The sequence below is a fragment of the Sedimenticola sp. genome (assembly GCF_050289425.1).
Classification (GTDB): Bacteria; Pseudomonadota; Gammaproteobacteria; order Chromatiales; family Chromatiaceae; genus Sedimenticola.
Genome location: NZ_JBNKFS010000022.1, coordinates 34,025 through 57,236 on the forward strand (window position 1 = coordinate 34,025; position 23,212 = coordinate 57,236).

Sequence of the window (23,212 nt, forward strand, 5' to 3'; positions counted from 1 at the left end):
TTATTACCCGAACCGCTCAACCGTCTATCTCGGGGTCGGTCAGCAATTGAAAGGCGGCCTCCAATGCGTCGTTTTCATGTTTTTCCGCCAGGTTGCGTAACTGGACGTGGTGTTCGTCATAGCGCTTTTTCAGTTCGTTGTTGGTTTGATTGGCCCGTTGCTCGGCCTTTTCGATAAAAGATCGGTGCAACTCCGGAATACGCGCTTCGAAGCGCTCCTCTTCGGCATGGGCCTCCTGCAGAGCTCCCTGGATGATCCGGTCACGCTCTTCATCGGCTTGTCGCACGATCGCTTCCGCCTTGCGTTCGGCATCCAGCAGGCGTTGTAGTGTCTGATCCATAAGCCTCCCCGTTGTTACCCGATTAACAGTTTAGCAACTACCAATGTACTGTATATTGCGAATTATCAGCTTGTGCGGTTATTTATGTTTAAGGCGGTACTGTCTGGGCGACGCGTTTTTCGGTTTAACGGCGGGTGAGTTCATGCCGGCGGCGTGCGGTAGTGTTGTATAACGGATAGGAAACTCAGCGGCGAAATGGTGGTCATACCCCTGGTGCAGCCGGTGCTGCCAATCTACCTTGACAGCCGTCTGTAAAAAGAGGATTGTTCCGCGTCATGACCCCTGGGCAGAAAAAACTGATCGCGATTTGTCTGGCACTGTTTGTCAGTCTGTTGCCGTTCAGGTTCAGTTATGCCCTGCCGCAGAGTAGTACCGATTCGCACGTAGCCCCCCATCAGCACAGTTTCCAGTCTGGTTGCACGAGGATAACCAGCGGGGGCGAATGCGCCGCCGTGACCGGAAACGCCCAGACCGGTGACCAGACCGGTGAGAAGTGTTGCAGCCACCACTGTGACAGTTCATTTGGGGCGCAAATATGCATCGATGTCGGTTATCGGTTTCAGATCCCCTCCGGCCGCTTGTACCCGAATACCCACCGTGTCTGGACTCCCGGTCCCGTACCCCCCACGCTTTTGCATCCACCTTCCACGTTCGCCTGATCACATCGCCGGGTGCCTTCGGACTCCCGAGCCAATACATGGCAGTCAATGCCAGCCAAAAGGTATAGGGCCTGCGGGCCATACGTTGGAGAGCGTGTTTTGAAATTGCAGATAATGGTCACGGGATTATTGTCCCTCTTGTTGGTTGCCTGTTCCGATGAGCAGCCCAGTTCCCAGGCGGCTGTCGCCAAAGTCGAGGCGCCACAGGCCGCCGCGGTAGTCAAGTCTTGGTATAAATTTGAACAGGTCAGCGCCGGTGCCCGGATTTTCCAGGAAAATTGCGCTACCTGCCATGGTAAGCAGGCCCAGGGTGCCGACAACTGGCGTCAGGCCGGTCCCGACGGCAAGTATCCGGCCCCGCCGCTCAATGGCAGCGGACACGCCTGGCATCACCCGCTGAATATCCTGTTTCACACCATCAAGAACGGCTCTCCCGGTGGCCAGGGCAACATGCCGGCCTGGGGGGCCAAACTGTCGGACGAAGAGATTATCGCCACCATCGCCTGGATTCAGTCGAAATGGCCAAGAGAGATTTATCAAAATTGGGTTCAGCGTGATGCGGCGGCTCGGTCCAGTAAGGGGTAATGCATGAGTAAAATATTTAAATTCAACGGCTTGCGATTAGTTTTTGTGGGTGTGGTCGGTGTCTGTTTAGTGTTGATGGTTGGGCAGTCGGCAATGGCCCACGGTAATGCGACCGGGGTGGTCAAGCAGCGTATGGACTTGATGAGCGGCATCGGTAAAAAGATGAAAAGCATTGCGGCGATGGTAAAGGGCAAAGCGCCATTTAATCCTGAGTCCATCGGGCTGGACGCGGCCGGGATCGGACAGGTATCGCCGGAGATCAAAACGCTGTTTCCGGCGGGCAGTTTGCACAAACCGAGCGAGGCGTTGCCGGTCATTTGGGACGATTGGGAGCGCTTCACCAGCTTGACGGTGCGTCTGGAAACGGAGGCGAATAACCTGCAGGCGGCGGCCTTGCAGGGGGATAAAAAGGCCGTGACACGCCAGTTCGTATCCTTGGGTAAGGTGTGCAGCAGTTGCCATACCGATTTCCGAAAGAAAAAGGAGTGAGCATGACAAGGTTTGGCTTACCGCTCCTGGCATCAATTCTGCTGCTGTCGCTCACGGCTAACGTGCAGGCAGATGAGTCGTCGGCTAGCCGGGGGGAATATCTGCTTAAGTTGTCCGGCTGTGCCTCCTGCCATACCCGGGAAGGCGGCCAGCCGCTGGCCGGTGGTCTGAAAATGGAGACGCCGTTTGGCACCTTCTATACCCCCAATATCACCCCCGATCCAAAAACCGGTATCGGCAACTGGAGCGACGATGATTTTATCCGGGCATTGACCGAGGGTGTTGCGCCGGATGGCAGCCACTACTACCCAGCCTTCCCCTACACCTCCTACAGTCGTATGAGCAGGCAGGACCTGCGCGATTTGAAGGCGTACCTGGATAAAGTACCGGCGGTGCAGGTTGCGGCACCGGATCATGATCTGAAGTTTCCTTTTAACCTCCGTGTGCTGCTGGGTCCCTGGAAATGGGTCAATTTTGAACCGGACAGGCTGCAAACGGTGCCGCAAAAAAGCGCGGCCTGGAATCGGGGGCGCTACATCGTGCAGGGGCCGGGACACTGCGTTGAGTGCCACACCCCGAGAAATCGTCTCGGCGGGCTGGAACGGGAGCAGGCGCTTATGGGCAATCCGCAAGGCCCGGATGGTGAAGTGGTACCACCGATCGTGCCGACGAAAAAGCCATTTAGCGAATGGGGGCGGGAGGATATCGTTTTTGCCCTGCAAACCGGCATGAAACCGGACGGAGACTTTCTCGGCGGTACCATGGGGCACGTCATTGAAAACAGCACAGGAGCGCTAACAGAGTCGGATCTCAAGGCTATTGCCGAATATCTGTTGGATCCAAGGGAGCCTTTATGAGTCGCGATCAATTTATCAAGATGCGTGGTGCCTGGGACACCCGCCACTGGATCAAAGTGCCGGGACTCTCCCACGCAGCGGATGCTCTGCAACTGGAACAGTGCTTGACCGAACTGGATGGTGTGCAACGGGTACAGATTGTGCCGGACAGGCGGCGGATTCGGGTTACCTATGACCAGACCCAAACCGATTACCAAACGATACTGGAGCGCCTGGCCGCTATCGGTTTTCCGGCCTCAGAGAGTTGGTGGTCCGCCCGTAAGGCCACCTGGTTTCAATATCTGGATCGCAATGCAAGGGACAATGCCCAGGCGCCGGAGCCGCCCTGTTGCAGCAATCCAAAGGGAATAAGTGCCGGCAAGGTGCGAAAAAAGTAGTGAGGTCGAGCACGATTTCAGTGTGTTGTAAGCGCCTCCCTGAACAACAAGGTAATCGATATGTTTAACAAAATATGCCTGCTCTTGTTGCTGGTGATCAGTCAAACCATCAGCGCGGAGACAGGGAGAGCACCGACCGCTGACCAAGTGAACGCAGGTAAAGTCCTTTATCAACGCTACTGCGTGGCCTGCCATGGCGAAAACGGCGTGGGTGAAGCGCCTATACCGGACACCATCCGGGCACCCGGTTACTTCACCGCCATGCCACTTGACGAGCAATCCCACGCCTGGCATCACAGTGATGAACAGTTGCAGGAGACCATTTTGCAGGGGTTGCAGCGCACCCAGCGGATGCCGGCCTGGAAAGCGGTCATTACCCCTGATCAGGCCGCCCTGTTGGTGGCTTATATCAAGAGTCTCTGGAGCCCGCGGATAGTGGCTTGCCAGGGGCCGCGGCACATGAGCTGTATGTAGGCGGGATGGCAAGATGTTTGCCAGTTGAGTGGGATCAAGGCAAGAAGCGCTGGTTTTATTAACCTAATTGGCCCCGTTTCATCTCAGTGGGAAACTGTCATCCATGGCTGTACGACTTGCTGCAATTAGTTGGAAAGCACTGCTGTTCGGCGGTGCCACGATCTTGATTCTGGGGCTCATGATGCAGCTCGCTTTCCTGATAATAGCGGTCTGGCAGGTGATGCTGATCAAACGGTTTCCCGAATCGACCGCTTGGGCACAGGCGGGGCTCTATCTGATCGGTGTACTGTTGTTCTTTACCACGATGGCGGTCGGCGGTTATGTGACGGCCCGGGTGGCTGGTCGGCGGCTGATTTGGCACGGAACGGTGGTAGCCGTGACCGCCGGCAGTGTCTCTTTTATTCAGTCCCTGAATGTGGGAGGGTTGACGCTGTCCGGGGCGTTGCTGTTTCTACTGGGTATCCCGTTTACCTTGGTCGGCTGCTGGATCAGCCGTCGACGGCATGCTCACGGTGACGGCTGATCCGGTGCGTGGTGGCTGCGGTCAGCGCCTGACAATGAATTCGCAATTCAACGCTTTATTCGTGACTTGATTTGCATGAAAACGGTCATTTATGGTGGTTGCCCCGGGTCAATATAAGACCTGGTTAAACCCGCTTGCGTTGGCCGCTTTTGCTCCACTAGAGTAGTCAGGGACGGTGAATCGTCTATGCTTTCTCTGCTGTTGGCCGGGTCAATCGATAGCAGCTTAATAGCCCTGAATCTGTAAGGAATTCCCCTATGAGCACGATGAAAGAGATAGTGGTACTGAGTGCGGTACGGACGGCGGTTGGTAGTTATGGTGGCGGACTGAAGGATGTGCCGGTAGTGGATCTGGCGGCGACCGCTGTACGCGCAGCGGTGGAACGTTCCGGGGTAGCTCCGGCCGATGTCGGACACACCGTGTTGGGCCATGTTATCCATACCGAACCACGGGATATGTATATTTCCCGTTATGCTTCCGTTACCGGCGGCCTGCCGGTCGAAACCCCGGCGTTTACCCTCAACCGGCTGTGCGGCAGTGGTCTGCAGGCCATTGTCTCGGCGGTCCAGCAGATCGAAACCGGCCATTGTGATGTGGCGGTAGCCGGTGGCGCGGAGAACATGAGCCGGGCCGGATACCTCACCCCCAGCCTGCGTTGGGGCGCACGCATGAGTGATGCGCAAATCGTGGATATGATGGTGGGGGCGTTGACCGATCCGTTTGAAGGGATACATATGGGCGTGACGGCGGAGAATATCGCCGAGAAGTGGGGCATCAGCCGGGAAGAGCAGGATGCGCTGGCTGTCGAGTCCCATCGGCGTGCCGCCCAGGCTTGGGAGAACGGTTATTTCAGCGAACAGATCGTGCCGGTGGAGTTGAAGAGCCGCAAGGGCACCACTCTGTTTGAGCGTGATGAGCATTTCCGTGCCGATGCCAGCATGGAAGGGATGGCCAAATTGCGAACTGTGTTCAAAAAGGACGGTACGGTGACCGCCGGCAACGCCTCGGGTCTGAACGACGCCGCCTCGGCCGTGGTGCTGGCCACTGCCGAGTATGCGGAGACCCGGGGGATCAAACCACTGGCCAGATTGGCGGGGTACGCTCACGCCGGTTGTGAACCGGCCTATATGGGGATCGGGCCGGTGCCGGCTGTAAAACGCCTGTTGGAACAGACCGGTCTCACGGTGGATGATTTCGATGTGTTGGAAGTCAACGAAGCGTTTGCCGCCCAGGCGATCGCGGTCTGCCGTGATCTGGGATTACCCATGAATAAAACCAATCCCAACGGCAGTGGCATCTCATTGGGTCATCCTATCGGTGCCACAGGCAGTATCGTTACCACCAAGGCGATACATGAACTGCGCCGCACCGGTGGTCGTTATGCGTTGGTCACCATGTGTATCGGTGGCGGGCAGGGAATTGCCGCCGCTTTTGAACGCCTCTAAGCAGAACCCAGGCTGGTATTGAATCCCTGGCCGGGATACGCCACGATGGGTCTCGCCGCTAAGACGCGGTGAGATCCATCTGCTATTGTGGCCGTAAGTTGCGCCACCCATTTCACAGGACTGCCATGACCAGAAAGGCACATAGTTTATGACTGGCTTTAACCTGGGAAGCATTATCAATTGGATAGGCCTGTTCGGGATTGCGGTGTTTGCCATATCCGGTTCCCTGGAGGCGGCCAGAAAAGAGATGGATATTCTCGGCTTTTTGCTGATTGGCAGTGTGACCGGCCTGGGAGGCGGCACTCTACGGGATCTGTTGATGGGGTCGACGCCGGTATACTGGATCCAGCAACCGGAGATGGTGATGATCTGCCTGGTTGCCTCGGTGGTCACCTATTTCACCGCGCCTTTTCTCGCATCCCGCTATCGGGCACTGATCTGGATGGATGCCATCGGGCTGTCCACCTTCGCAATCACCGGGACGGCCATCGCCCTGGACCAGGGAGCCTCTCCCCTGATAGCGGTCTGTATGGGGGTCATGAGTGCTACCTTCGGCGGCATTATTCGCGATGTGCTCTGTGCCGAATCGCTGGTGCTGTCATCCCGCGAACTCTACGTCACGACGGCGGTTGCCGGTGCCTCCGCTTATCTGCTGCTACAGATGTTGAATCTGGGTGAAACCTTGGCCACGCTCGGCGCTTTCGCCATCGGATTCGGCCTGCGCTCGGCGGCTATCGTATTTGGTCTGACATTGCCCCGTTATCAGCGTCCGGAAGTTTAAGCGGGTAAGCGGTTCATGCCAGCCGCGTCGGCTCTTCGTCACTCAACTGATACAGCTTGGCGGCGATACCCATGCTAAAGATAGAGAAGTTTTCGATATCTCCCCATTCGTCGGCCGAGCCCATCACTTTTTCTTGATTATCCAGTAGGACGCGGATGCGGTAGCGCCCCTGTTGGCGCTGTGACGGGGGATTTACTTCGGCGGTGACATAGAGGCAGGGGTGCTGTGCGCCTTCATCAATCAGCGCCATGATATAACGGTATTCAGTGGGATCATCCGTCTTAATGTCGCTGAGAATATTGACGATGAATGAGCCCAATTGATAGCGCCTCTGGGGCAGGGCTGTCTGGATGTGGGGCGTTGTCATACGGCGACTCGCAGGGCCAAGGAGTTATTGCCCCTCATTATGGCGGATCTTCTCCGTGGTTGCAGCCCGGAGGCAGTTGACCCTGGCTGGATATTCAGTAGTTGATGAAATAATAACCATGATATTCTGGTCACTATAGATAACGTGGGATGAATGACGTCATCCTTCAGACAAATGCACAGGAAATGGCCGAAAAAGCCGACAATTGACGATGAAAACAGCGAAACGACCCCGATGGGTGTTACCGATACTGATGCTGTGTCTGATACTGCTGCCCGCAATTGGGTGGGCGGACATGATAGAAGGGCGTATCAATGGCTTGGGATGCGCCTCAAAGGGGAAGCTGTGTCCAACCGGTAAAAACGACCCTCATGTGTTGCTGGAAAGGGACTTTGTCGTTCAGACCGCCGATGGTCATTACTTCTATATCACCAATATCGACTGGAAGACCAAGCTCAAGTATGTGCTGCGGACAGTGCGGGTGGTGGGTCAATTCAGTGATCGGTCATCGGCTATCGCCGCGGATGAGTTGTGGGTCAAGCAGGCGGATGATTATAAACTCATGTGGAGTCTGGAGATGGCGAGAGAGAAACAGCGCCGGGACCAGAAAATTTGGGAACAACAACGGCTGCATCAGCAAAATTATTGATTATGTATTCGTCGACCGACAAGCAATTAAAACAGGTTAACATGCTGAGAGGGATGCTTCCCTGGCGTTGGGCCGGCTTGGGGTTGTTCCTGTTGTTGGCTGTTGCCGGGGGCCTGTTGTTGTCGGGCCATGCCTCAAGCAGTCCGCAACGCTTTCACCAGTTGGAGCGGATGACCGGTAACGTACCGGCTCCGGAGATGTCCTTGCCAACCCTAGACGGAGTGCTCCATCGCTTGGGGGATTATCAGGGGCGGGTTGTGGTGCTCAATTTCTGGGCGACCTGGTGTGCACCTTGCCGACGTGAGATGCCTTCCCTGGAGCGCGCATGGCAGCGGTTGAAAGCAGCCAATGTCGCCGTTTTGGGGATCGCGATCCAGGATGACCCGGAGATGGTCAAGCGTTTTCGAAAAGAGAGCGGCATCACTTTCCCCATCCTGATGGATCAGGAGGGCGACCTGTCGCAGCGCTGGCCGTTCTCAGGCATACCGGCCACCTTTGTCCTCGATCGTCAGGGGCGGATTGTCTACCGTGCCATGGGGCTGCGTGAATGGGACCATGATGCGATTCTTAGCCGTATAATCACTCTGTCAGAAACGCATTGAGTAATGGTCCTCGGCATTCGACTGAAGGCCAATTAATTGATTAAGCTGCATTTATTTACCTGTGCAGGGTTGGGTTTGCCCGGCTATTCGGGGATCAGCCTGCAGGTATTGCCGCTCTAGATAGCGGATGATTTCTGTTGACTCATACAGCCACCGGGTGCCGTGCTCATCATCTTCAATCCTCAAACAAGGGACCTTTATCGCTCCACCGCCCGTTAACAACGCTTCACGGTGTTGCGGGTCACCTTTGGCGTCCCGGGTCTCGATATTCAGTGTGTGTCGTTTGAGAAAACGGCGTACCTTGACACAAAACGGACAGGCCTTGAATTGGTAAAGGGCGAGATGACGGGTCTGTTGATCCAGTGCCGTTTGCTTTTCGGTGGGGCGCGTCACTCCGCGAGGGCGGGTGAGGGCGTCAGCCAGTAGGATTAGGCGTCCAAGAATCCAACGAACTATGCTCATGCGATACTCCGGTTACTTACGATCAAACCGGCGCATCCTAACATGCGTAGCGGGCGAAATTTCCACGCATAATTCATGACTATTGATGCGGGTCGGTATCCGGTGGAAGCGGTGGTGAAAGTGGACGGATCGTCGCTCGGCCAGGTCAAGGTGTATTACGGTAACTCGTTTGCACAACGTTGCGGTGAATCGCTATTCGGTATGCCCGTATGTGAACTTTCTCCAAGGATTTTTTCCTTTTTTTTGAAGAGATTAAATCAAGTTCGTGATACGCTACGTTGAAAGTGTAAATGGGGGGGTGTTCGGTGCTTGCCTGGAGATGAAATCTTCCGGCGGTTCCGATAGTAGTAAGACTTAAATTTTTGCCAGGGAGGCGTCACTCATATACCCAATAACGCGTGAGTTATTTTTTTATTCCCACATATAAAAAAACAATCTATGCCTGTTGAAAAAGTAACGGTTCTACCAAGATCTGAATTGACCAGTCTGAAATGGATGATCTTAATTGGTGGAGTGGTTGCTGTTTTTACGGTGTTGGTTGTTTCCATCTATCTGCATATTGCGCTGGAACGAGAAGCGGTCCAGAGCTGGCAGGGTCAAAATCTTCCGTTGGCTAGGGCATTGGCCGGACGGGTCGATCAGGAAATTCAAAAGGCCAAGGAGGCGCTACGCCTTGTTGCCGAGTTACCATCGTTCCAGAAACGGCTGGACACGGCGGAGATTAAGCAGGCGATTGGTGGTGTGCCTGAGTCGTCCGATACGGTCAAGCGTCACATCCTGCAAAAACTGCTGGCGGAATACCCCGGTTTCTCCGTTCTGTTCATGTTGGCCACCAATGGCGATCACTATCTGGCCGAGCCTTTCTCGGTGCAGCGTTCAATCACCAAGTACAACATGAGTGATCGCCCCTATTTTCAGGAGACGAAGCGCATTGGGGATACGGTGATATCCGGTAGTTATCACGGCGCTGATGGCAAATTGGCCGTTGCTATCGATACGCCGATTAAAGGAAGCGACCATGAGATCATCGCCCATCTGGGGGGAGTGTTTCATCTGGAGCGTCTCTCCCAGTTGATCGGTCAGTTTTCCGTGGCGTCATTCGATGAACTGTTCCTGTTGGATCGGGAAGGAAATTTAATCGGCCACAACAACAAAAGCTGGCTGGTGCCTGATCGTCGGAACGTTTTCTTGCGTCGGCCGGAACTGCACACATTGCAAGAGTCGCTGACGGGCGACGAGGCGCAAAAAATAAGCTATCAAACGTTGCGTGATGGCGAGAGGGGCACTTCGTACCACACCTTCAGAATACCCCTCGAATCCGGTTGGCAGCTGGTGGCGATGCGTGACCGGGAGTCGCTACTGGACAGTATTCAACCCCGCTCCAATACCATTACCGCCACCACGGCGCTTATTCTGCTCTGCATTGCCGGTTTTGGCTTGGCCTTTGTCAATTCAGTCGGCAAACGCTGGGAGCTGGCCGAAACCACACTGAAGTTGGCTAAGGAAGAGCTGGAAAAGGAGGTTGAAACCCGTACCCATGAGTTACTCGCGTCCCATGAGCACATTGAACTGCTGCTCGCCTCAACCGGGGCCGGTATCTTCGGGATCGATCTGGCCGGTCGCTGCACGTTCTGCAATGTGGCCTGTATCGAAGCACTGAATTATCGCAGTGATCGAGAGTTGCTGGGGAAACACTTCACCGAATTCATCCAGCAACGCCGGGTTGACGGTATCCCTTATGATCCCGAAGAATCGCCGATTCTTGATGCGATCCGCCGAAACACCAAAGTATATGTGGAACATGAAATCTTCTGCATTACGGAGGATGAATGTCTGGTGGTGGAGTATCGCGCCTTTCCCATGCGTCGACAGGGCGAGGTGGTGGGGGCTGTGGTTACCTTTAACGATATCAGCGCCCGAATTCATGCCCAGGAAGCACAGGCAGACAGTGATGCTCGCTTCCATTCCCTGTTTACTCAATCCAATGACGCCATTTTTCTGTTAAATCCTGAAACCGGTCACTATCTCGACGCCAACCGGGCCGCGGAGAAACTGACCGGCCGCCCGGTGGATGAGTTGATCACCTTAACCACTTCGGATGTCTGTCCGAAGGGGGCGAAACGGCGTCTCAACCAGGCAGGGAGTATCGATTCAACCTGTGACATGGGAGAAGTGGTCTATCTGCGACCGGATGGAACGGAACGTATCGCCCTGTTAAGCGTGGTGCCGCTTGCGGGTAGTCTGGTATTTGGTATTGCCCATGACATTACCGATCAACTGGCTACGGAATTGGCGATCAGACAGAGTGAGGCACGCCTTCGCGCGCTTTCCGAAGCGGCTTTCGAAGCGATATTTATCTCCGAAAATGGCGTCTGTCTGGGGCAGAATCTGACAGCTGAAAAACTGTTTGGCTACACGCTGGACGAGGCGATTGGCCGGTCCGGCATGGAGTGGGTTGCGCCCGAATCCCGTGAGTTGATTAAACAGAAGATGGCGAGCGGCTACACCGAGCCCTACGAAGTGCTGGCGTTACGCAAGGATGGCACGACTTTTCCGGCCGAGATACGCGGCCGCTCCATGGCCTATCAGGAGAGGGAGGTCCGTGTAACGGCACTGCGGGATATTTCAGATCGCCGTGAAGCCGAGCTTAAACTGCAACGTTCCAACACCTTGCTGCACGCCGTCATCGATCAGGCGCCTTTTGCCATTACGCTGAGTGAGGGGACATCCCAGGATTGGACATTGACCCTGGCAAATCAGGAGGCACAACGCATAACCGGTGCGGCGGCCGAACAGCAACGCAAGATACGTTTCCTGGATGGAAAACTGGTAGAGACGCACCCTCGAACCTGGCGGATGCTGCACCCGGACGGCACGCTCATCGAGGTGCAAGACACGCCGCTGGTAAAGGCGATGGAGGAGCAGCGGGTTACGCGTAACAAGGAGATGATTATCCGTCGTGCAGACGGACTTGAAACCTTTGTACTGGCCAACGCTTCGCCCATCTATGGTGAGGACGGCAGCCATATTGCCGGTATCTTTACCTATCCCGATATTACTGAGCACAAACGAACCGAAGAGACTATCCGAACCCTCTCCCAGGCGATGGAGCAGAGTCCGGTATCGGTCATCATTACCGATCTGGAAGGCGTCATCGAATATACCAATAAAGGGTTCGAGCGCTCCTCGGGCTATCTGTCTGAGGAGGTAAAGGGGCAGCACACACGGCTACTGGGTTCGGGATATACACCGCCAGAAACCTACCGGGATTTGTGGGCGACCATCACCCGCGGCGAATCTTGGCAGGGAGAGTTTCAAAACAAGCGCAAAGATAGCTCGCTGTTCTGGGAGTATGCGCATATCTCTCCCATTTTTGATACGCAGGGCAGGATTCGCCGCTACTTGGGAGTGAAAGAGGATATCACCTTACGTAAGGTGCAGGAGGAGAAGATCCTGCATCAAGCACACTACGATAGCCTGACCGGCCTGCCCAATCGTTTCTTGTCTCTGGATCGACTTTCACAGATCATCCGCGGCGCGTTGCGTGAGGGACACCAGGCGGCGGTTCTGTTCCTCGATCTGGATGATTTCAAGAAGGTGAATGATACGCTTGGGCATGAGGTGGGTGATCAAGTAATCGAAGAGGCGGCGCGACGGGTTAGCTGTGCGATACGGGATGAGGATACGGTGGGCCGGCTGGGTGGTGACGAATTTATCGTGCTGCTTTCCCATCTGCATGACAAGTACGATGCACAACGGGTTGCGGAAAAAATCCTGAGTGCCTTCAGGACGGTATTCAGTCTTGGCGACCGGGAGATTCTGTTGACCACCAGTATCGGCATCTCGATCTTCCCTGATGATGGGGACACCGCCAAAATCCTGCTACGCAATGCGGATACCGCCATGTATTACTCCAAGTCGGTGGGTCGCAACGCTTTCAACTTCTATACCGACGCCATGAATCAGGATGTATCGCGCCGGGTCGAGTTGGAAGAGCAACTGCACACCGCCCTGGAGAATCAGGAGTTTTATCTGCTCTATCAACCGATCGTGAATATCTATACCCAGGATATAGTGGGTGCCGAAGCACTACTGCGTTGGAATAATCCGAAACTGGGGCAGGTGGAACCCTCGGAATTTATTGAAATCGCCGAGCGCACCGGTCGTATTGTCCCAATCGGTGAATACGTGCTGCGCCAAGCCGTACAACAGGCGTACCATTGGTATAAGTGTAATAAGCAGACCTTCAGGGTAGCGGTGAATGTATCACCGGTACAGTTGAAGGATGGTGATTTCCCCTCAATGGTAGAGGCTATTCTCAAAGAGTATGGGTTGCCCGGTCGTTTCCTGGAAATCGAAGTGACCGAGAATGTGCTGCTAAGTGAAAAGATCAATGCGGTGGAGATTTTGAACGGGCTGCGGGATCTGGAAATCTCTCTCTCTATGGATGATTTCGGAACCGGCTACTCTTCGCTCAGCTATTTACGCCACTATCATTTCGATACGTTAAAAATCGATCGCAGCTTCGTGCGTGATATCACCACCGATCCGGATGATCGGGAACTGGTGGTGGCTACCATCTCCATGGCTCGCAGTCTGGGGCTCAAGGTGATAGCGGAAGGGGTGGAGAGTGCGGAACAACTTGCCATACTGCAGACCGAAAAGTGCGACTTTGCCCAAGGTTACTATTTCAGTAAGCCGATTTCCGAGGCATCGCTGGAACGGTTGTTCATGAGTTAAGAAGTTTCTGATTACGTCAGAACTTCCCTCAGTGGTTTTCAGGCGATAGCTCGACGCCATCTAATCAATATGAATCATTCAGGAACGATGATGATTGAAATCGTACAGGCTGACTTTTCACAAGCGTTACATGCGGCCGCACTGGTGGCGTTGATGGATGCCTATGCCGGCGATCCCATGGGCGGAGCCGCACCGCTTGAAGAATCCGTCAGACGGAATCTGGCGGCGGCGCTGCAGCAGCGCCAGGATGCCGTGAGTATTTTGGCATTTGATGGGGATCTTCCCGTTGGGTTGGTAAATGCATTCGAGGGGTTCTCCACCTTTCGCTGCAAAGCCTTACTCAATATCCACGATGTCGTGGTGATCGAGGGTTATCGTGGCCGAGGTATCGCCCGGGAAATGCTGCAGGAGGTTGAATCATTGGCTCGATCCCGGGGTTACTGCAAATTGACGCTGGAGGTGCTGGAAGGCAATCGACAGGCTCAGACTGTGTACCAACGGGCCGGTTTTGCCGGGTATCAGTTGGACCCGGCGAAAGGGCGGGCGCTGTTCTGGGAAAAGAAATTGAGCTGACAGCACATGTGCGACAACCGCTTAAGGGCAACCCCCTGGGTCGCCCGGCGGACTAAAAAACATTAATGATTGTGAACATCTACCTGTACTTTCGATACGGTGAGCAGGATGCTCTCTGATCAATGTCGCAACAGATCAAACGGTTGTACATCCACGAGATCTCCAGGGCGGATATCGCTGCTCTCGTCGGATAAACAGATCAGGCAGTTACCGCGGCTCATGGAACTGAGTACGCCGGAACCCTGACGCCCGGAACTGTTGACCACCAGCTCGCCTCCTTCGTCCAGTGACAGAATGCCGCGTTGGTACTCGGTACGTCCCGGCAATTTGCGCAGTGGGGACCCGGCCTTGACCCGGAGTGTAGGGGTTAACTGTTCCTGTTTGCCCTGCAGACGCCGAATTGCCGGACGTGCAAATTGCAGGAAAGTGATCATGACCGCGACCGGATTACCGGGTAAGCCAAAAAAGCAGGCGTCACCAATATGGGCGAAGGTAAGGGGGCGTCCCGGTTTGATCGCCACCTTGGAGAAGTGTACGGTGCCCAACTGATGGATATTTTCGGCGATGAAATCGGCTTCGCCGACGGAGATGCCGCCGGAGGTGAGTACCAGGTCAGCCTCGCTGGCAGCCTGGAGCATGGCGTCGCGGATGGCCTCCGCTTCGTCCGCGATCACCCCCATGTCGATCACGTCGGCGCCCAGTTCGCTGAGCATGCCGAACAGCGTATAGCGGTTACTGTCATAAATTTGCCCCTCTTCCAGCGGCTGGCCGATACTGCGGATTTCATCGCCACTGGAGAAGAAGGCTACACGTACACGGCGGTACACCTTTACTTCCGGGATACCGAGTGAGGCGAGCAGACCCAGCTGTGCCGGCCCGATCTCATCCCCCGGCTGTAAAACGATCGAATCTACCTGGATATCCTCACCGGCCTGACGCACATTGGCGCCCGGTTTGGAGCGGTTGTCGATAATCGCCTCGTCGCCTTCACGCTCCACCCACTCTTGCATAATCACGGTATCGGCGGCTTGTGGAACCTTGGCGCCGGTCATGATGCGAATGCATTCGCCCCGGTTCAGTTCGCCCTGATAGGGTTGTCCGGCAAAGGCGCTGCCCACCACTTTGAGCCGGCACGTGCCGGCGGCCGGAATGTCTTTGCCGAAGAGGGCATAGCCATCCATGGCGGAATTGCGATAGGCCGGGACATTGATCGGTGAATGGATGGGCTGCGCCAGTACCCGCCCCAGTGCGTTACGCAGTGGAATCGCTTCGCCACCCTGAACCGGTTGAGTATTCGCGGCGATGACCTTGAGGGCATCGCTGGCGCTGATCGAACTGTCGGTGGCATCCATGCAGCAGTCGCTGGGCTTGTTACTGTCGGTCATGATCGATATCTGTAGTCGGGTGCTTAAAGGGCTTCGAATGGTTGGATAAATTACCGAATAACGCGGAGGAAAACCAACTTAATCTGGGATTAAGTGTAGCAAGGCGTGGCTAGCCGGTCGTTCCATCGACCAGTTCAATAACACGACTGTTTTCTGCCTGCAGCGGTTTGGTGGTCAATTCCCCGTTATAAAGATGGATGTGGCGACTCAGGTTCAGTCGCCCAATCTGGGGCTCATGGCTGGTATAGATCACGCCAATCTGCTGTTGCTGCAGTTGGTTGATCAGATCGTAACAGATCCCGCGCGAGCGCTTGTCGAGATTGGAAACCGGTTCGTCCAGCAGCATCAGGCGGGGAGCCAGTACCCAGGCGCGCGCAATCGCCACCCGCTGTTTTTCGCCGCCGGATAGTTCCTGGCAATTTCGCTGTGCCAGATGCTCCAGGGAAATCAATTCCAACGCTTCGCCAACCCGGGTGCTGATCGCCTGTCGCCCTAGTTTTTTACGCTTCAATCCGTAGGCGATATTTTCCGCCACCGAACAGTCGAACAGATAGGGGTGCTGGTGCAGATAGCAGATATGCTCACGCAGGAAACGGTAGCTTTGCCGCCATTTGCGTTGCTGGTCGTCGATCTGAAAACCCACCTGTTGGGGTTTCAGCAGTCCGGCAAGGATACGCAGCAGGGTGGTCTTTCCCGAACCGTTTTGGCCTGTCAGGAGGGTGAGTTCACCGGGTTGGAAAGCCAGCGAAATATCCTTGAGGATGGGCCGGTCTCCCCGGTTAAAGGAGAGTCGTTCCAGTTTCAGCCAGGGACGGGTGCGATCAAGTGTCACTGGATTACCTCGCCTTTACCCTGTATTTGGCCGAGCAATATATTCAGGAACAGCGCCATGCACAATAGCACCAGTCCCAGGGCGATGCCTTCGGCAAAGCTCCCCTTGCTGGTTTCGAGTGCAATGGCAGTAGGGATATTACGGGTGTAATTCAGAATATTGCCGCCCAGCATCATGGAACTGCCGACTTCGGCAATGATACGCCCAAAACTGGCTACCAGGGCGCCGACCAGTCCGAAACGGGTCTCATGCAGGATGGTCAGCAGTGCGCGTAGCGGGCTGGCGCCCAGCGTTAGCGCGGTCTCCCAGGCGCGTCGGTCCGAAGCCTGTAGCGCGGAGTGGGCCATGGCGACCAGCAGCGGAAAGCAGAGGCACATCTGGCCTATGATCATGGCGTCCTGGGTAAACAGCAGTCGCCAAGAGCCTAACGGGCCGGCTTTGGAGAGCAGGATATAAAGCGTCAATCCCACCACCACGGCGGGGATCGAGAGAGCGGTATTGAATATCGATACCAGCAGGCGGCGGCCGGGGAATTTGACGTAAGCCAGGAAAAAGGCCACCAGTATGCCAAAAGGGGCGGCGTAGAGCAGGGCACGCACTGAGACGCTGAAAGAGATACCAATGATGGTCCAGAGCGCGCTATCTCCGGTAAACAGCAGATAGAGGGCCTGGTAACTTGCAGCGCTCAGTGATTCCACGAAGTACCTATTTCAACAGCAGGGGGATAAACAGCGGCTCACCATGCAGACGATAATCCCTGATCAGTTCCTGGCCCGGTTTCGAACTGACCCAATCGATCAGTTTCTTGGCATCGGCATAATTGGTGTCCGGGTGTTTGGCCGGATTGACGGCGATCACGCCATAGGGGTTGCTCAATTTATTGTCGCCTTCATTCAGCAGTGCCAGTTCCACTTTGTCCTTATAGGCCAACCAAGTGCCGCGGTCGGTCAGGGTATAGCCGTCGAGTTCGCTGGCCATCTGCAACACCTTGCCCATGCCTTGGCCCGCTTCAATATACCAGCTTCCGTTCGGTTGTATATGGGCGGCTTTCCAGAGAGACTTCTCTTTCTTATGGGTGCCTGAATCGTCACCACGGGAGACGAACTTGGCTTTCGCGCTTTGAATCTTCGCCATCGCTTCGGTTACCGACTTAACGCCTTTGATGGCAGCGGGATCGCTTTTCGGTCCGACAATAACAAAATCGTTATACATAAACTGGATGCGGTCGGTGCCGAAGCCTTCGTTGACAAATTTCTCTTCGGCTGATGCGGCATGCACCATCACCACGTCCACGTCGCCGTCACGCCCCATCTTCAGGGCCTTACCGGTGCCGACGGCAATAACATGTACTTCGATGCCGGTCTGTTTCTGAAATTCGGGCAACAGAATATCCAGCAGGCCGGAGTTCTGCGTACTGGTGGTAGTGGCCATACGGAGCGGTGTGGCCTGGACGGCGACGGCCAATGACCAGAGCAGGCAGAGGGCGAACAAGAGTCGGATTTTTTTATACATGGGTACATATCCTTTTGGGTGTCAGTGGTGGCAGGGAAACCGCCGTGTTGGATTCATGGAGGATGAATCGTATCTATGCCGTTGGACCGGGTCTGTCACCACACAAATAGTTGCGATTGTAATGAATATGGCTAACGCCTATGGCGTTATGTTTTATATCACATAACGAATGCCGCCAACAACGCTGATAAATAACCGGCCACTTTTTATTGCTATGGCCCGTCACCTCGACAACAGGTAATCGATTAACGATGGATAAGTCGTGTGAATGCGCTCGTTATGCTTTAAAAAACATAACGAAATAAATAACTTAGTACCCATATGCGCTCGCAAATTCGGGTTTCTTCTTCTATATTCTTTAGGCACTAAATACGGAATCAATCAAGGGAACTACCGATTAAGGAGGATAATCGCAGATAACAATAATACTAAAGTATAAGGGCGGATTTATCCGTACTGGTTGATTGTCGAGTAGGTGGGTGATTGGCGTGAAACCGATTGACAGAGTGGAAGTGGGCAAGGTGCCATTCAATGATCGGGTTCAGGCAGTTGCGGATCGGCGAGAATGCCAGACAGGTTTTCAACACAGCAATAAGCATATAACTATTCAGAGGAGGCAATGATGCAGAGGTCGCTCTATATCTCGCCGGAAAAATGTACAGGCTGTCTACAGTGTGAAATGGCCTGCTCCTTCGAACATGAAGGCAATTTCAACCCCGCAAAATCCCGTATCAAGGTATTTACTTTTCACACCGAAGGACGGTTCGTCCCCTACACCTGTACGCAGTGCGCCGAAGCCTGGTGCAAGAGCGCCTGCCCCACTGAAGCGATTTCTCTGGATGCAGCCACGGGCGCCAAGATGGTCAACGATAACCTTTGCGTCGGTTGCAAGGTCTGCACTATCGCCTGTCCCTTCGGTACGATCAACTACAACACCGCTACCGGTAAGGTTATGAAGTGTGATCTGTGTGGCGGTGATCCCGCCTGTGCCAAGGCCTGCCCGACGCAGGCCATTACTTATATCGATGCAGAGGGGACCGGTTACGACAAGATGCGTGCCTGGGCTTCCCGTACCGATAATCAGACCGCGGCACAAGCCTAGACAAGGGAGCAGATCATGAGCTGGCAGAAAAAAATCCTGCGTGTAAATTTGACAGAAGGCAGTTGTACCCCTGAACCGCTAAATATGCAGTGGGCGGCCGATTATCTGGGGCAGCGTGGCCTGGGTTCGAAATATCTGGTAGAGGAGGTTGACCCGAAGGTTGATCCGCTGTCGCCGGACAACAAACTGATATTCGCCACCGGTCCGCTGACCGGCACCGCCTCTTCCACCAGCGCCCGCTACTCGGTGATCACCAAGGGGGCGCTCACCGGAGCCATTGCCTGTTCCAACTCGGGCGGCTATTTCGGCGCCGAGCTGAAGTTTGCCGGCTGGGACATGATCATCTTCGAGGGTAAAGCGCCGAAGCCGGTCTACCTCTATATCAATGATGATCATGCCGAGCTGATTGCGGCCGATGAGATCTGGGGCAAGAGCGTATGGGAGGCGGATAAGATCCTGCACACCAAACATCAGGACCCGCAACTGAAGATATCTGCCATCGGTCGATCCGGCGAAGAGGGTGTACTCTACGCCTGTATCGTCAATGATCTGCACCGGGCGGCGGGACGCTCCGGGGTGGGCACCGTGATGGGCTCGAAAAACCTGAAAGCGGTCGCGGTGCGTGGCACCAAAGGGGTTTCGGTAAAAGATCCGCAACGCTTCATGCAGACCGTGGCGGAAAAGAAAAAGATCCTGGCGGAGAATCCGGTGACCGGGCAAGGGCTGCCGACCTACGGTACCCAAGTGTTGATGAATGTGATCAACGAAGTGGGTGCGCTACCGACCAAGAACGCGTCGGTTGTTCAATTTGACGGAGCCTCCAATATTTCCGGTGAAGCGATGCATGAACCGCGGGGCAGCGAAGGCAAGACCAATCTGGTCACCAATCAAGCCTGCTTCGGCTGTACCATCGCCTGCGGTCGGGTGTCGCGGATCGACAAGGAGCACTACACGGTGAAGAACCGCCCCGAGTACTGGGGTGCTTCCGGCGGTCTGGAGTATGAGAACGCCTGGTCGCTGGGTGCCGATTGCGGTGTCGACGATCTGGATGCGCTCACTTTCGCCAACTACATCTGCAACGAACAGGGTTTTGATCCGATCACCTTTGGCGCTACCCTGGCGGCGGCCATGGAGCTGTACGAGATGGGCGCCATCACCGATGCCGACACCGGTGGCGTGAAGTTGAACTTCGGCTCGGCCGAAGCGCTTACCACCATGGCCGAGCAGGTGGGTAAAGCGGAGGGCTTCGGTAAGATCCTGGGTCTGGGTTCCAAACGATTGTGTGAAAAGTATGGGCATCCGGATCTCTCCATGAGTGTGAAAGGGCAGGAGTTCCCGGCCTACGATCCGCGGGGTATTCAGGGCATGGGACTCACTTATGCCACCAGTAATCGGGGTGCCTGCCATCTGCGTAGCTACACCGTGGCATCTGAGATCCTGGGTATTCCGGAGAAGACCGATCCGTTGGTTACCGAAGGGAAGGCGGGACTGGTCAAGGCGTTCCAGGATGCCACCGCCGCGGTGGACTCCAGCGGACTCTGCGTTTTTACCACCTTCGCCTGGACCCTGGAGGATTTCTATCCGCAGATCGACGCCGCCTGTGACGGTGAATGGACCCTGGAGCGCTTGGCTGAAACGGGTGAGCGTATCTGGAATATGGAGCGTCAATTCAACCTGGCCGCCGGCTTCACGGCCAAAGATGACACCTTACCTAAACGTCTACTGACCGAACCGGCTGCAACCGGTCCGGCTGCCGGCAAGGTAAATGGCCTGGATAAGATGTTGCCGGAGTATTACCAGCTGCGTGGCTGGACCAATGAGGGGGTACCCACCCCCGATACCCTGCAAAATCTCGGTCTTTCATAACGGACCGGCTTGGGTGGCATCGAGGAGGGCAGCGTTCGCTGCTCTCCTCAATCTTTATCAGGCAAGGAGTAACATTCCATGCGATATGTGGTAATCGGTGCAGGACCGGCAGGTATAACGGCCGTTGAAACGCTACGGACAGAGGATCCGCAAGGTGAGGTGATATTGATCGGTGACGAGCCGGAGCCGGCCTACTCGCGGATGGCTATTCCCTATTACCTCTCAAATAAAATAGCCGAACAGGGGACCTATCTGCGCCACGATCCCCATCACCTGGACGGATTGGGGGTTCAGCAGATAAAACAGCGGGTGACGGCGATTGATAGCGCGGCGAAAGCGTTGCAACTGGCGGGTGGAGAAAAGGTTGACTATGATCGGCTGCTGCTGGCAACCGGATCGACCCCCATCAGACCCCCGATCCAGGGGCTCGATCAGCCGGGGGTACACCACTGCTGGACCCTGGAGGATGCGCGCAATATCGCCAAGTTTGCCGAACCGGGTTCCAAGGTAGTGCTGATGGGCGCCGGATTTATTGGCTGCATCATTATGGAGGCGCTGGTGGCTCGTGGTGTCAAGCTGACGGTGGTGGAGATGGGTGACCGTATGGTGCCGCGGATGATGGACCAGGCATCCGGCAATCTGATCAAACAGTGGTGCCTTGACCAAGGGGTGGATGTGCATACCTCAACCCGGGTCATGGCGGTCGAGAACAACCCGGACGGTGATTCCCGATTCCGTCTCACCTGTGATCCGGTGGATCCCGTCGATGCCGATCTGGTGGTCGTGGCGGCCGGGGTGAAACCGACTACCGACTACCTGGCCGGCAGTGGCATCGAAATCGGACAGGGCGTAGTGGTCAATGAGTACCTGGAGTCATCGGTACCCGGCATCTATGCTGCCGGGGATGCCTGTGAAGGAATGGATTGGGGGACCGGCCAGCGGGCCGTGCATGCTATACAGCCGGTGGCCGCCGAGACCGGGCGCACCGCCGCGCTCAATATGTGTGGTCAGCCTACTCGCCACCTAGGCAGCATGGCGATGAATGTGCTGGATACCCTGGGGTTGATCTCGGTATCCTATGGCCAGTGGATGGGCGTGGACGGTGGAGATGAAGTGCATCAGATCGATGAATCGGCCTTCCGTTATATCAAGCTGCAGTTTGAAGAGGATAGATTGGTGGGTGCCATCACCCTCGGTATGACGGAACATGTTGGGGTATTGCGAGGTCTGATTCAGAGTCGGTTGCACCTCGGCGAATGGAAACAGCATTTGATGGCGGATCCCACGCGTATAATGGAAGCGTATCTCGGTGCTACCCAGTTAACGGCTGGATAGCGGGCAGCCGCACCAGGTAAAACAGATAGTCGGAACTAAGTAAGTCATATGAAGGTTAATTTCAAATTGTACGCCTCGTTGGGGCAATACCTGCCACCCGGCAGCGTGGATCATAAAGTCGCTTTGGACGTGGCTGACGGTATGAGTCCGTCGCGCCTGCTTGAGCAGCAGGGGGTACCCCAGGCGGAGGTGCATCTGGTGCTGGTCAACGGGGTATTCATTCCTCCCAGCCAGCGGGATAACCCGCTGGTGGAGGGTGACGAACTGGCTGTCTGGCCGGCGGTGGCCGGCGGGTGAGGGTTGCTCGTATTGACCAGGAGGCGAGTGATTGAACGCCTCCATGCCCGCCAGGTTTTGTCGCGATATGGGGTTGACCCTGAACGACTTTCTCCGGTCGTTGCCTGCCGCAATTGAACCCCTCACTTTTCAGGTTGAAGGACGTGTCTTCACCATTTCCCATCCGCTCGGTTCGATCCGCATTGCGCTCGGCGAGACGGGCGAGCGGCGTATCGCTTCCCTGCGTCTGCCGGTCACGCCGGTGGAGTTCGTGTTTAGCGGGCTGGATGAAGCGGCCAGAGATCGGTTTATGCAGCGCTTCGATCGTTATTTTCACCGCGGGGGCGGTTAGCCCGGATATTTCACAAAGACGGACGACCTTTGTAAATAAAGCATTAAAGATCGACTTGTTATGCCAATATTTTACGTTTTTACAAAAGTACAGTTTGTCCTATTCGGTTTCAGAACGACTGCACCGTTGCATTTTGCCCGATCCCCCTTAAACCATAGCTACGGCTATGCTTTTACGGGCGATCGAACAAACTGCTTAGGCGCTATCGCCCTGAATCCCGAATCCTTCGCGAATTATCCGGGCTAGCAGCGGCGGCTTGGGAAAGAATAATCAGATCGAGGTTGACCCCTGTTCGGCAGACCCGGATAATCCCCACCTCGATGCTCATCCGGTGGATGGGCATACATCAGGTAATGGCGGCTCGTATCGGTCCCCTCGCAACGAAAAACTGTTAACCCGGTCAGGCCCGGAAGGGAGCAGCCGCAGCAGTGGACTCGTGTGCCGGGGTGTGGCTGGTGCGGGCCGCCTCCATTTTTACCATAACGCGACTATCATCGGTTAGATCCCTTTCATCCGCCCTACAGGCGTTAAGGCCGGCCGGTGACCAATCAATTTCGCCTGTTGTGCACAACATCGCCCACTTTTCCTCGAATCCAGGTGTGAATACCACCAGCCATTGAGGTACACTC

General features: G+C 55.4%; 24 protein-coding genes and 1 other RNA gene. 18 read left to right on the top strand and 7 right to left on the bottom strand.

The annotated features are described in order from the left end of the window. Positions 1-16: 16 nt before the first annotated feature. The gene (locus tag ACQY5R_RS14545) at positions 17-340 is read right to left on the bottom strand and encodes an ATPase (RefSeq protein ID WP_428609672.1); all 324 of its coding nucleotides are present in this window, start codon (positions 338-340) and stop codon (positions 17-19) included. Positions 341-1,098: 758 nt separating this feature from the next. Here ACQY5R_RS14545 and ACQY5R_RS14550 point away from each other — a divergent pair. From ACQY5R_RS14550 to ACQY5R_RS14585, 8 genes are all read left to right on the top strand, one after another. Beyond that, positions 1,099-1,584, top strand: a complete 486-nt coding sequence (locus ACQY5R_RS14550) for a c-type cytochrome (protein WP_428609673.1) — start codon at positions 1,099-1,101, stop codon at positions 1,582-1,584. 3 nt (positions 1,585-1,587) lie between these two features. Beyond that, positions 1,588-2,073, top strand: a complete 486-nt coding sequence (locus ACQY5R_RS14555) for a c-type cytochrome (RefSeq protein WP_428609675.1) — start codon at positions 1,588-1,590, stop codon at positions 2,071-2,073. Between the two features lie 2 nt (positions 2,074-2,075). Next, positions 2,076-2,930: a c-type cytochrome gene (locus ACQY5R_RS14560; protein ID WP_428609677.1), complete on the top strand. Its 855-nt coding sequence runs from the start codon at positions 2,076-2,078 to the stop codon at positions 2,928-2,930. Next, positions 2,927-3,307 carry a heavy-metal-associated domain-containing protein gene (locus ACQY5R_RS14565; RefSeq protein WP_428609679.1) on the top strand — a complete coding sequence of 127 codons (381 nt, stop codon included), beginning with the start codon at positions 2,927-2,929 and terminating at the stop codon, positions 3,305-3,307. The genes ACQY5R_RS14560 and ACQY5R_RS14565 overlap by 4 nt, the downstream gene beginning before the upstream one ends. A gap of 60 nt (positions 3,308-3,367) precedes the next feature. Beyond that, on the top strand, positions 3,368-3,781 hold the full coding sequence (locus ACQY5R_RS14570; RefSeq protein ID WP_428609681.1) for a c-type cytochrome: 414 nt from the start codon (positions 3,368-3,370) through the stop codon (positions 3,779-3,781). Positions 3,782-3,884: 103 nt separating this feature from the next. Continuing rightward, positions 3,885-4,304: a hypothetical protein gene (locus ACQY5R_RS14575; protein WP_428609683.1), complete on the top strand. Its 420-nt coding sequence runs from the start codon at positions 3,885-3,887 to the stop codon at positions 4,302-4,304. 257 nt (positions 4,305-4,561) lie between these two features. Next, positions 4,562-5,749, top strand: a complete 1,188-nt coding sequence (locus ACQY5R_RS14580; RefSeq protein ID WP_428609685.1) for an acetyl-CoA C-acyltransferase family protein — start codon at positions 4,562-4,564, stop codon at positions 5,747-5,749. 148 nt (positions 5,750-5,897) lie between these two features. Then, positions 5,898-6,530, top strand: a complete 633-nt coding sequence (locus ACQY5R_RS14585) for a trimeric intracellular cation channel family protein (RefSeq protein WP_428609686.1) — start codon at positions 5,898-5,900, stop codon at positions 6,528-6,530. 13 nt (positions 6,531-6,543) lie between these two features. Here ACQY5R_RS14585 and ACQY5R_RS14590 read toward each other — a convergent pair whose 3' ends face one another. Then, positions 6,544-6,897, bottom strand: a complete 354-nt coding sequence (locus ACQY5R_RS14590) for a hypothetical protein (RefSeq protein ID WP_428609688.1) — start codon at positions 6,895-6,897, stop codon at positions 6,544-6,546. Between the two features lie 295 nt (positions 6,898-7,192). Here ACQY5R_RS14590 and ACQY5R_RS14595 point away from each other — a divergent pair, with 295 nt between their 5' ends. Together ACQY5R_RS14595 and ACQY5R_RS14600 are read left to right on the top strand one after the other, a co-directional pair. Next, a complete protein-coding gene (locus ACQY5R_RS14595) occupies positions 7,193-7,546 on the top strand; it encodes a hypothetical protein (RefSeq protein WP_428609689.1) in 354 nt (117 codons plus the stop codon). A gap of 41 nt (positions 7,547-7,587) precedes the next feature. Next, positions 7,588-8,148 carry a TlpA family protein disulfide reductase gene (locus ACQY5R_RS14600; RefSeq protein WP_428609691.1) on the top strand — a complete coding sequence of 187 codons (561 nt, stop codon included), beginning with the start codon at positions 7,588-7,590 and terminating at the stop codon, positions 8,146-8,148. A 51-nt stretch (positions 8,149-8,199) separates the two neighbouring features. On the opposite strand, the gene ACQY5R_RS14605 is transcribed toward ACQY5R_RS14600, so the two are convergent. Further along, complete coding sequence (locus ACQY5R_RS14605) at positions 8,200-8,610, bottom strand: glutaredoxin family protein (RefSeq protein ID WP_428609692.1); 411 nt, start codon at positions 8,608-8,610, stop codon at positions 8,200-8,202. Positions 8,611-9,105: 495 nt separating this feature from the next. Here ACQY5R_RS14605 and ACQY5R_RS14610 point away from each other — a divergent pair, with 495 nt between their 5' ends. Further along, complete coding sequence (locus tag ACQY5R_RS14610) at positions 9,106-13,350, top strand: EAL domain-containing protein (RefSeq protein WP_428609693.1); 4,245 nt, start codon at positions 9,106-9,108, stop codon at positions 13,348-13,350. Positions 13,351-13,440: 90 nt separating this feature from the next. Continuing rightward, positions 13,441-13,923, top strand: a complete 483-nt coding sequence (locus tag ACQY5R_RS14615) for a GNAT family N-acetyltransferase (protein ID WP_428609695.1) — start codon at positions 13,441-13,443, stop codon at positions 13,921-13,923. 119 nt (positions 13,924-14,042) lie between these two features. Here the strand turns inward: ACQY5R_RS14615 and moeA are convergent, their stop codons facing one another. The 4 genes from moeA to ACQY5R_RS14635 all read right to left on the bottom strand — a co-directional run bounded on the left by moeA (position 14,043) and on the right by ACQY5R_RS14635 (position 17,652). After that, positions 14,043-15,308, bottom strand: a complete 1,266-nt coding sequence (gene moeA / locus ACQY5R_RS14620; RefSeq protein WP_428609697.1) for a molybdopterin molybdotransferase MoeA — start codon at positions 15,306-15,308, stop codon at positions 14,043-14,045. 109 nt (positions 15,309-15,417) lie between these two features. After that, positions 15,418-16,140 (bottom strand): energy-coupling factor ABC transporter ATP-binding protein, encoded by a 723-nt coding sequence (locus tag ACQY5R_RS14625; protein ID WP_428609698.1) that lies wholly within the window; start codon positions 16,138-16,140, stop codon positions 15,418-15,420. After that, complete coding sequence (locus tag ACQY5R_RS14630) at positions 16,137-16,838, bottom strand: ABC transporter permease (protein WP_428609701.1); 702 nt, start codon at positions 16,836-16,838, stop codon at positions 16,137-16,139. The genes ACQY5R_RS14625 and ACQY5R_RS14630 overlap by 4 nt, the downstream gene beginning before the upstream one ends. A 7-nt stretch (positions 16,839-16,845) precedes the next feature. Further along, on the bottom strand, positions 16,846-17,652 hold the full coding sequence (locus tag ACQY5R_RS14635) for a substrate-binding domain-containing protein (protein WP_428609703.1): 807 nt from the start codon (positions 17,650-17,652) through the stop codon (positions 16,846-16,848). Between the two features lie 619 nt (positions 17,653-18,271). On the opposite strand from ACQY5R_RS14635, the gene ACQY5R_RS14640 reads away from it, so the two are divergent. From ACQY5R_RS14640 to ffs, 6 genes are all read left to right on the top strand, one after another. Further along, complete coding sequence (locus ACQY5R_RS14640) at positions 18,272-18,754, top strand: 4Fe-4S dicluster domain-containing protein (RefSeq protein ID WP_428609704.1); 483 nt, start codon at positions 18,272-18,274, stop codon at positions 18,752-18,754. A 15-nt stretch (positions 18,755-18,769) separates the two neighbouring features. Beyond that, positions 18,770-20,620, top strand: a complete 1,851-nt coding sequence (locus ACQY5R_RS14645; protein ID WP_428609706.1) for an aldehyde ferredoxin oxidoreductase family protein — start codon at positions 18,770-18,772, stop codon at positions 20,618-20,620. A gap of 78 nt (positions 20,621-20,698) precedes the next feature. Continuing rightward, positions 20,699-21,955 carry an NAD(P)/FAD-dependent oxidoreductase gene (locus tag ACQY5R_RS14650; protein ID WP_428609708.1) on the top strand — a complete coding sequence of 419 codons (1,257 nt, stop codon included), beginning with the start codon at positions 20,699-20,701 and terminating at the stop codon, positions 21,953-21,955. A 48-nt stretch (positions 21,956-22,003) separates the two neighbouring features. Further along, complete coding sequence (thiS, locus tag ACQY5R_RS14655) at positions 22,004-22,252, top strand: sulfur carrier protein ThiS (protein ID WP_428609710.1); 249 nt, start codon at positions 22,004-22,006, stop codon at positions 22,250-22,252. 31 nt (positions 22,253-22,283) lie between these two features. Continuing rightward, the gene (locus ACQY5R_RS14660; RefSeq protein ID WP_428609712.1) at positions 22,284-22,583 is read left to right on the top strand and encodes a hypothetical protein; all 300 of its coding nucleotides are present in this window, start codon (positions 22,284-22,286) and stop codon (positions 22,581-22,583) included. A gap of 364 nt (positions 22,584-22,947) precedes the next feature. Further along, positions 22,948-23,044, top strand: an RNA gene (gene ffs / locus ACQY5R_RS14665) — signal recognition particle sRNA small type. Positions 23,045-23,212: the final 168 nt, after the last annotated feature.

Coding starts and splice junctions, on each gene's coding strand:
- ACQY5R_RS14545 (WP_428609672.1), bottom strand. CDS start 340: ATGGATCAGACACTACAACGCCTGCTGGATGCCGAACGCAAGGCGGAA.
- ACQY5R_RS14555 (WP_428609675.1), top strand. CDS start 1,588: ATGAGTAAAATATTTAAATTCAACGGCTTGCGATTAGTTTTTGTGGGT.
- ACQY5R_RS14560 (WP_428609677.1), top strand. CDS start 2,076: ATGACAAGGTTTGGCTTACCGCTCCTGGCATCAATTCTGCTGCTGTCG.
- ACQY5R_RS14565 (WP_428609679.1), top strand. CDS start 2,927: ATGAGTCGCGATCAATTTATCAAGATGCGTGGTGCCTGGGACACCCGC.
- ACQY5R_RS14570 (WP_428609681.1), top strand. CDS start 3,368: ATGTTTAACAAAATATGCCTGCTCTTGTTGCTGGTGATCAGTCAAACC.
- ACQY5R_RS14575 (WP_428609683.1), top strand. CDS start 3,885: ATGGCTGTACGACTTGCTGCAATTAGTTGGAAAGCACTGCTGTTCGGC.
- ACQY5R_RS14580 (WP_428609685.1), top strand. CDS start 4,562: ATGAGCACGATGAAAGAGATAGTGGTACTGAGTGCGGTACGGACGGCG.
- ACQY5R_RS14585 (WP_428609686.1), top strand. CDS start 5,898: ATGACTGGCTTTAACCTGGGAAGCATTATCAATTGGATAGGCCTGTTC.
- ACQY5R_RS14590 (WP_428609688.1), bottom strand. CDS start 6,897: ATGACAACGCCCCACATCCAGACAGCCCTGCCCCAGAGGCGCTATCAA.
- ACQY5R_RS14595 (WP_428609689.1), top strand. CDS start 7,193: ATGATAGAAGGGCGTATCAATGGCTTGGGATGCGCCTCAAAGGGGAAG.
- ACQY5R_RS14600 (WP_428609691.1), top strand. CDS start 7,588: ATGCTGAGAGGGATGCTTCCCTGGCGTTGGGCCGGCTTGGGGTTGTTC.
- ACQY5R_RS14605 (WP_428609692.1), bottom strand. CDS start 8,610: ATGAGCATAGTTCGTTGGATTCTTGGACGCCTAATCCTACTGGCTGAC.
- ACQY5R_RS14610 (WP_428609693.1), top strand. CDS start 9,106: ATGATCTTAATTGGTGGAGTGGTTGCTGTTTTTACGGTGTTGGTTGTT.
- ACQY5R_RS14615 (WP_428609695.1), top strand. CDS start 13,441: ATGATTGAAATCGTACAGGCTGACTTTTCACAAGCGTTACATGCGGCC.
- moeA (WP_428609697.1), bottom strand. CDS start 15,308: ATGACCGACAGTAACAAGCCCAGCGACTGCTGCATGGATGCCACCGAC.
- ACQY5R_RS14635 (WP_428609703.1), bottom strand. CDS start 17,652: ATGTATAAAAAAATCCGACTCTTGTTCGCCCTCTGCCTGCTCTGGTCA.
- ACQY5R_RS14640 (WP_428609704.1), top strand. CDS start 18,272: ATGATGCAGAGGTCGCTCTATATCTCGCCGGAAAAATGTACAGGCTGT.
- ACQY5R_RS14645 (WP_428609706.1), top strand. CDS start 18,770: ATGAGCTGGCAGAAAAAAATCCTGCGTGTAAATTTGACAGAAGGCAGT.
- ACQY5R_RS14650 (WP_428609708.1), top strand. CDS start 20,699: ATGCGATATGTGGTAATCGGTGCAGGACCGGCAGGTATAACGGCCGTT.
- thiS (WP_428609710.1), top strand. CDS start 22,004: ATGAAGGTTAATTTCAAATTGTACGCCTCGTTGGGGCAATACCTGCCA.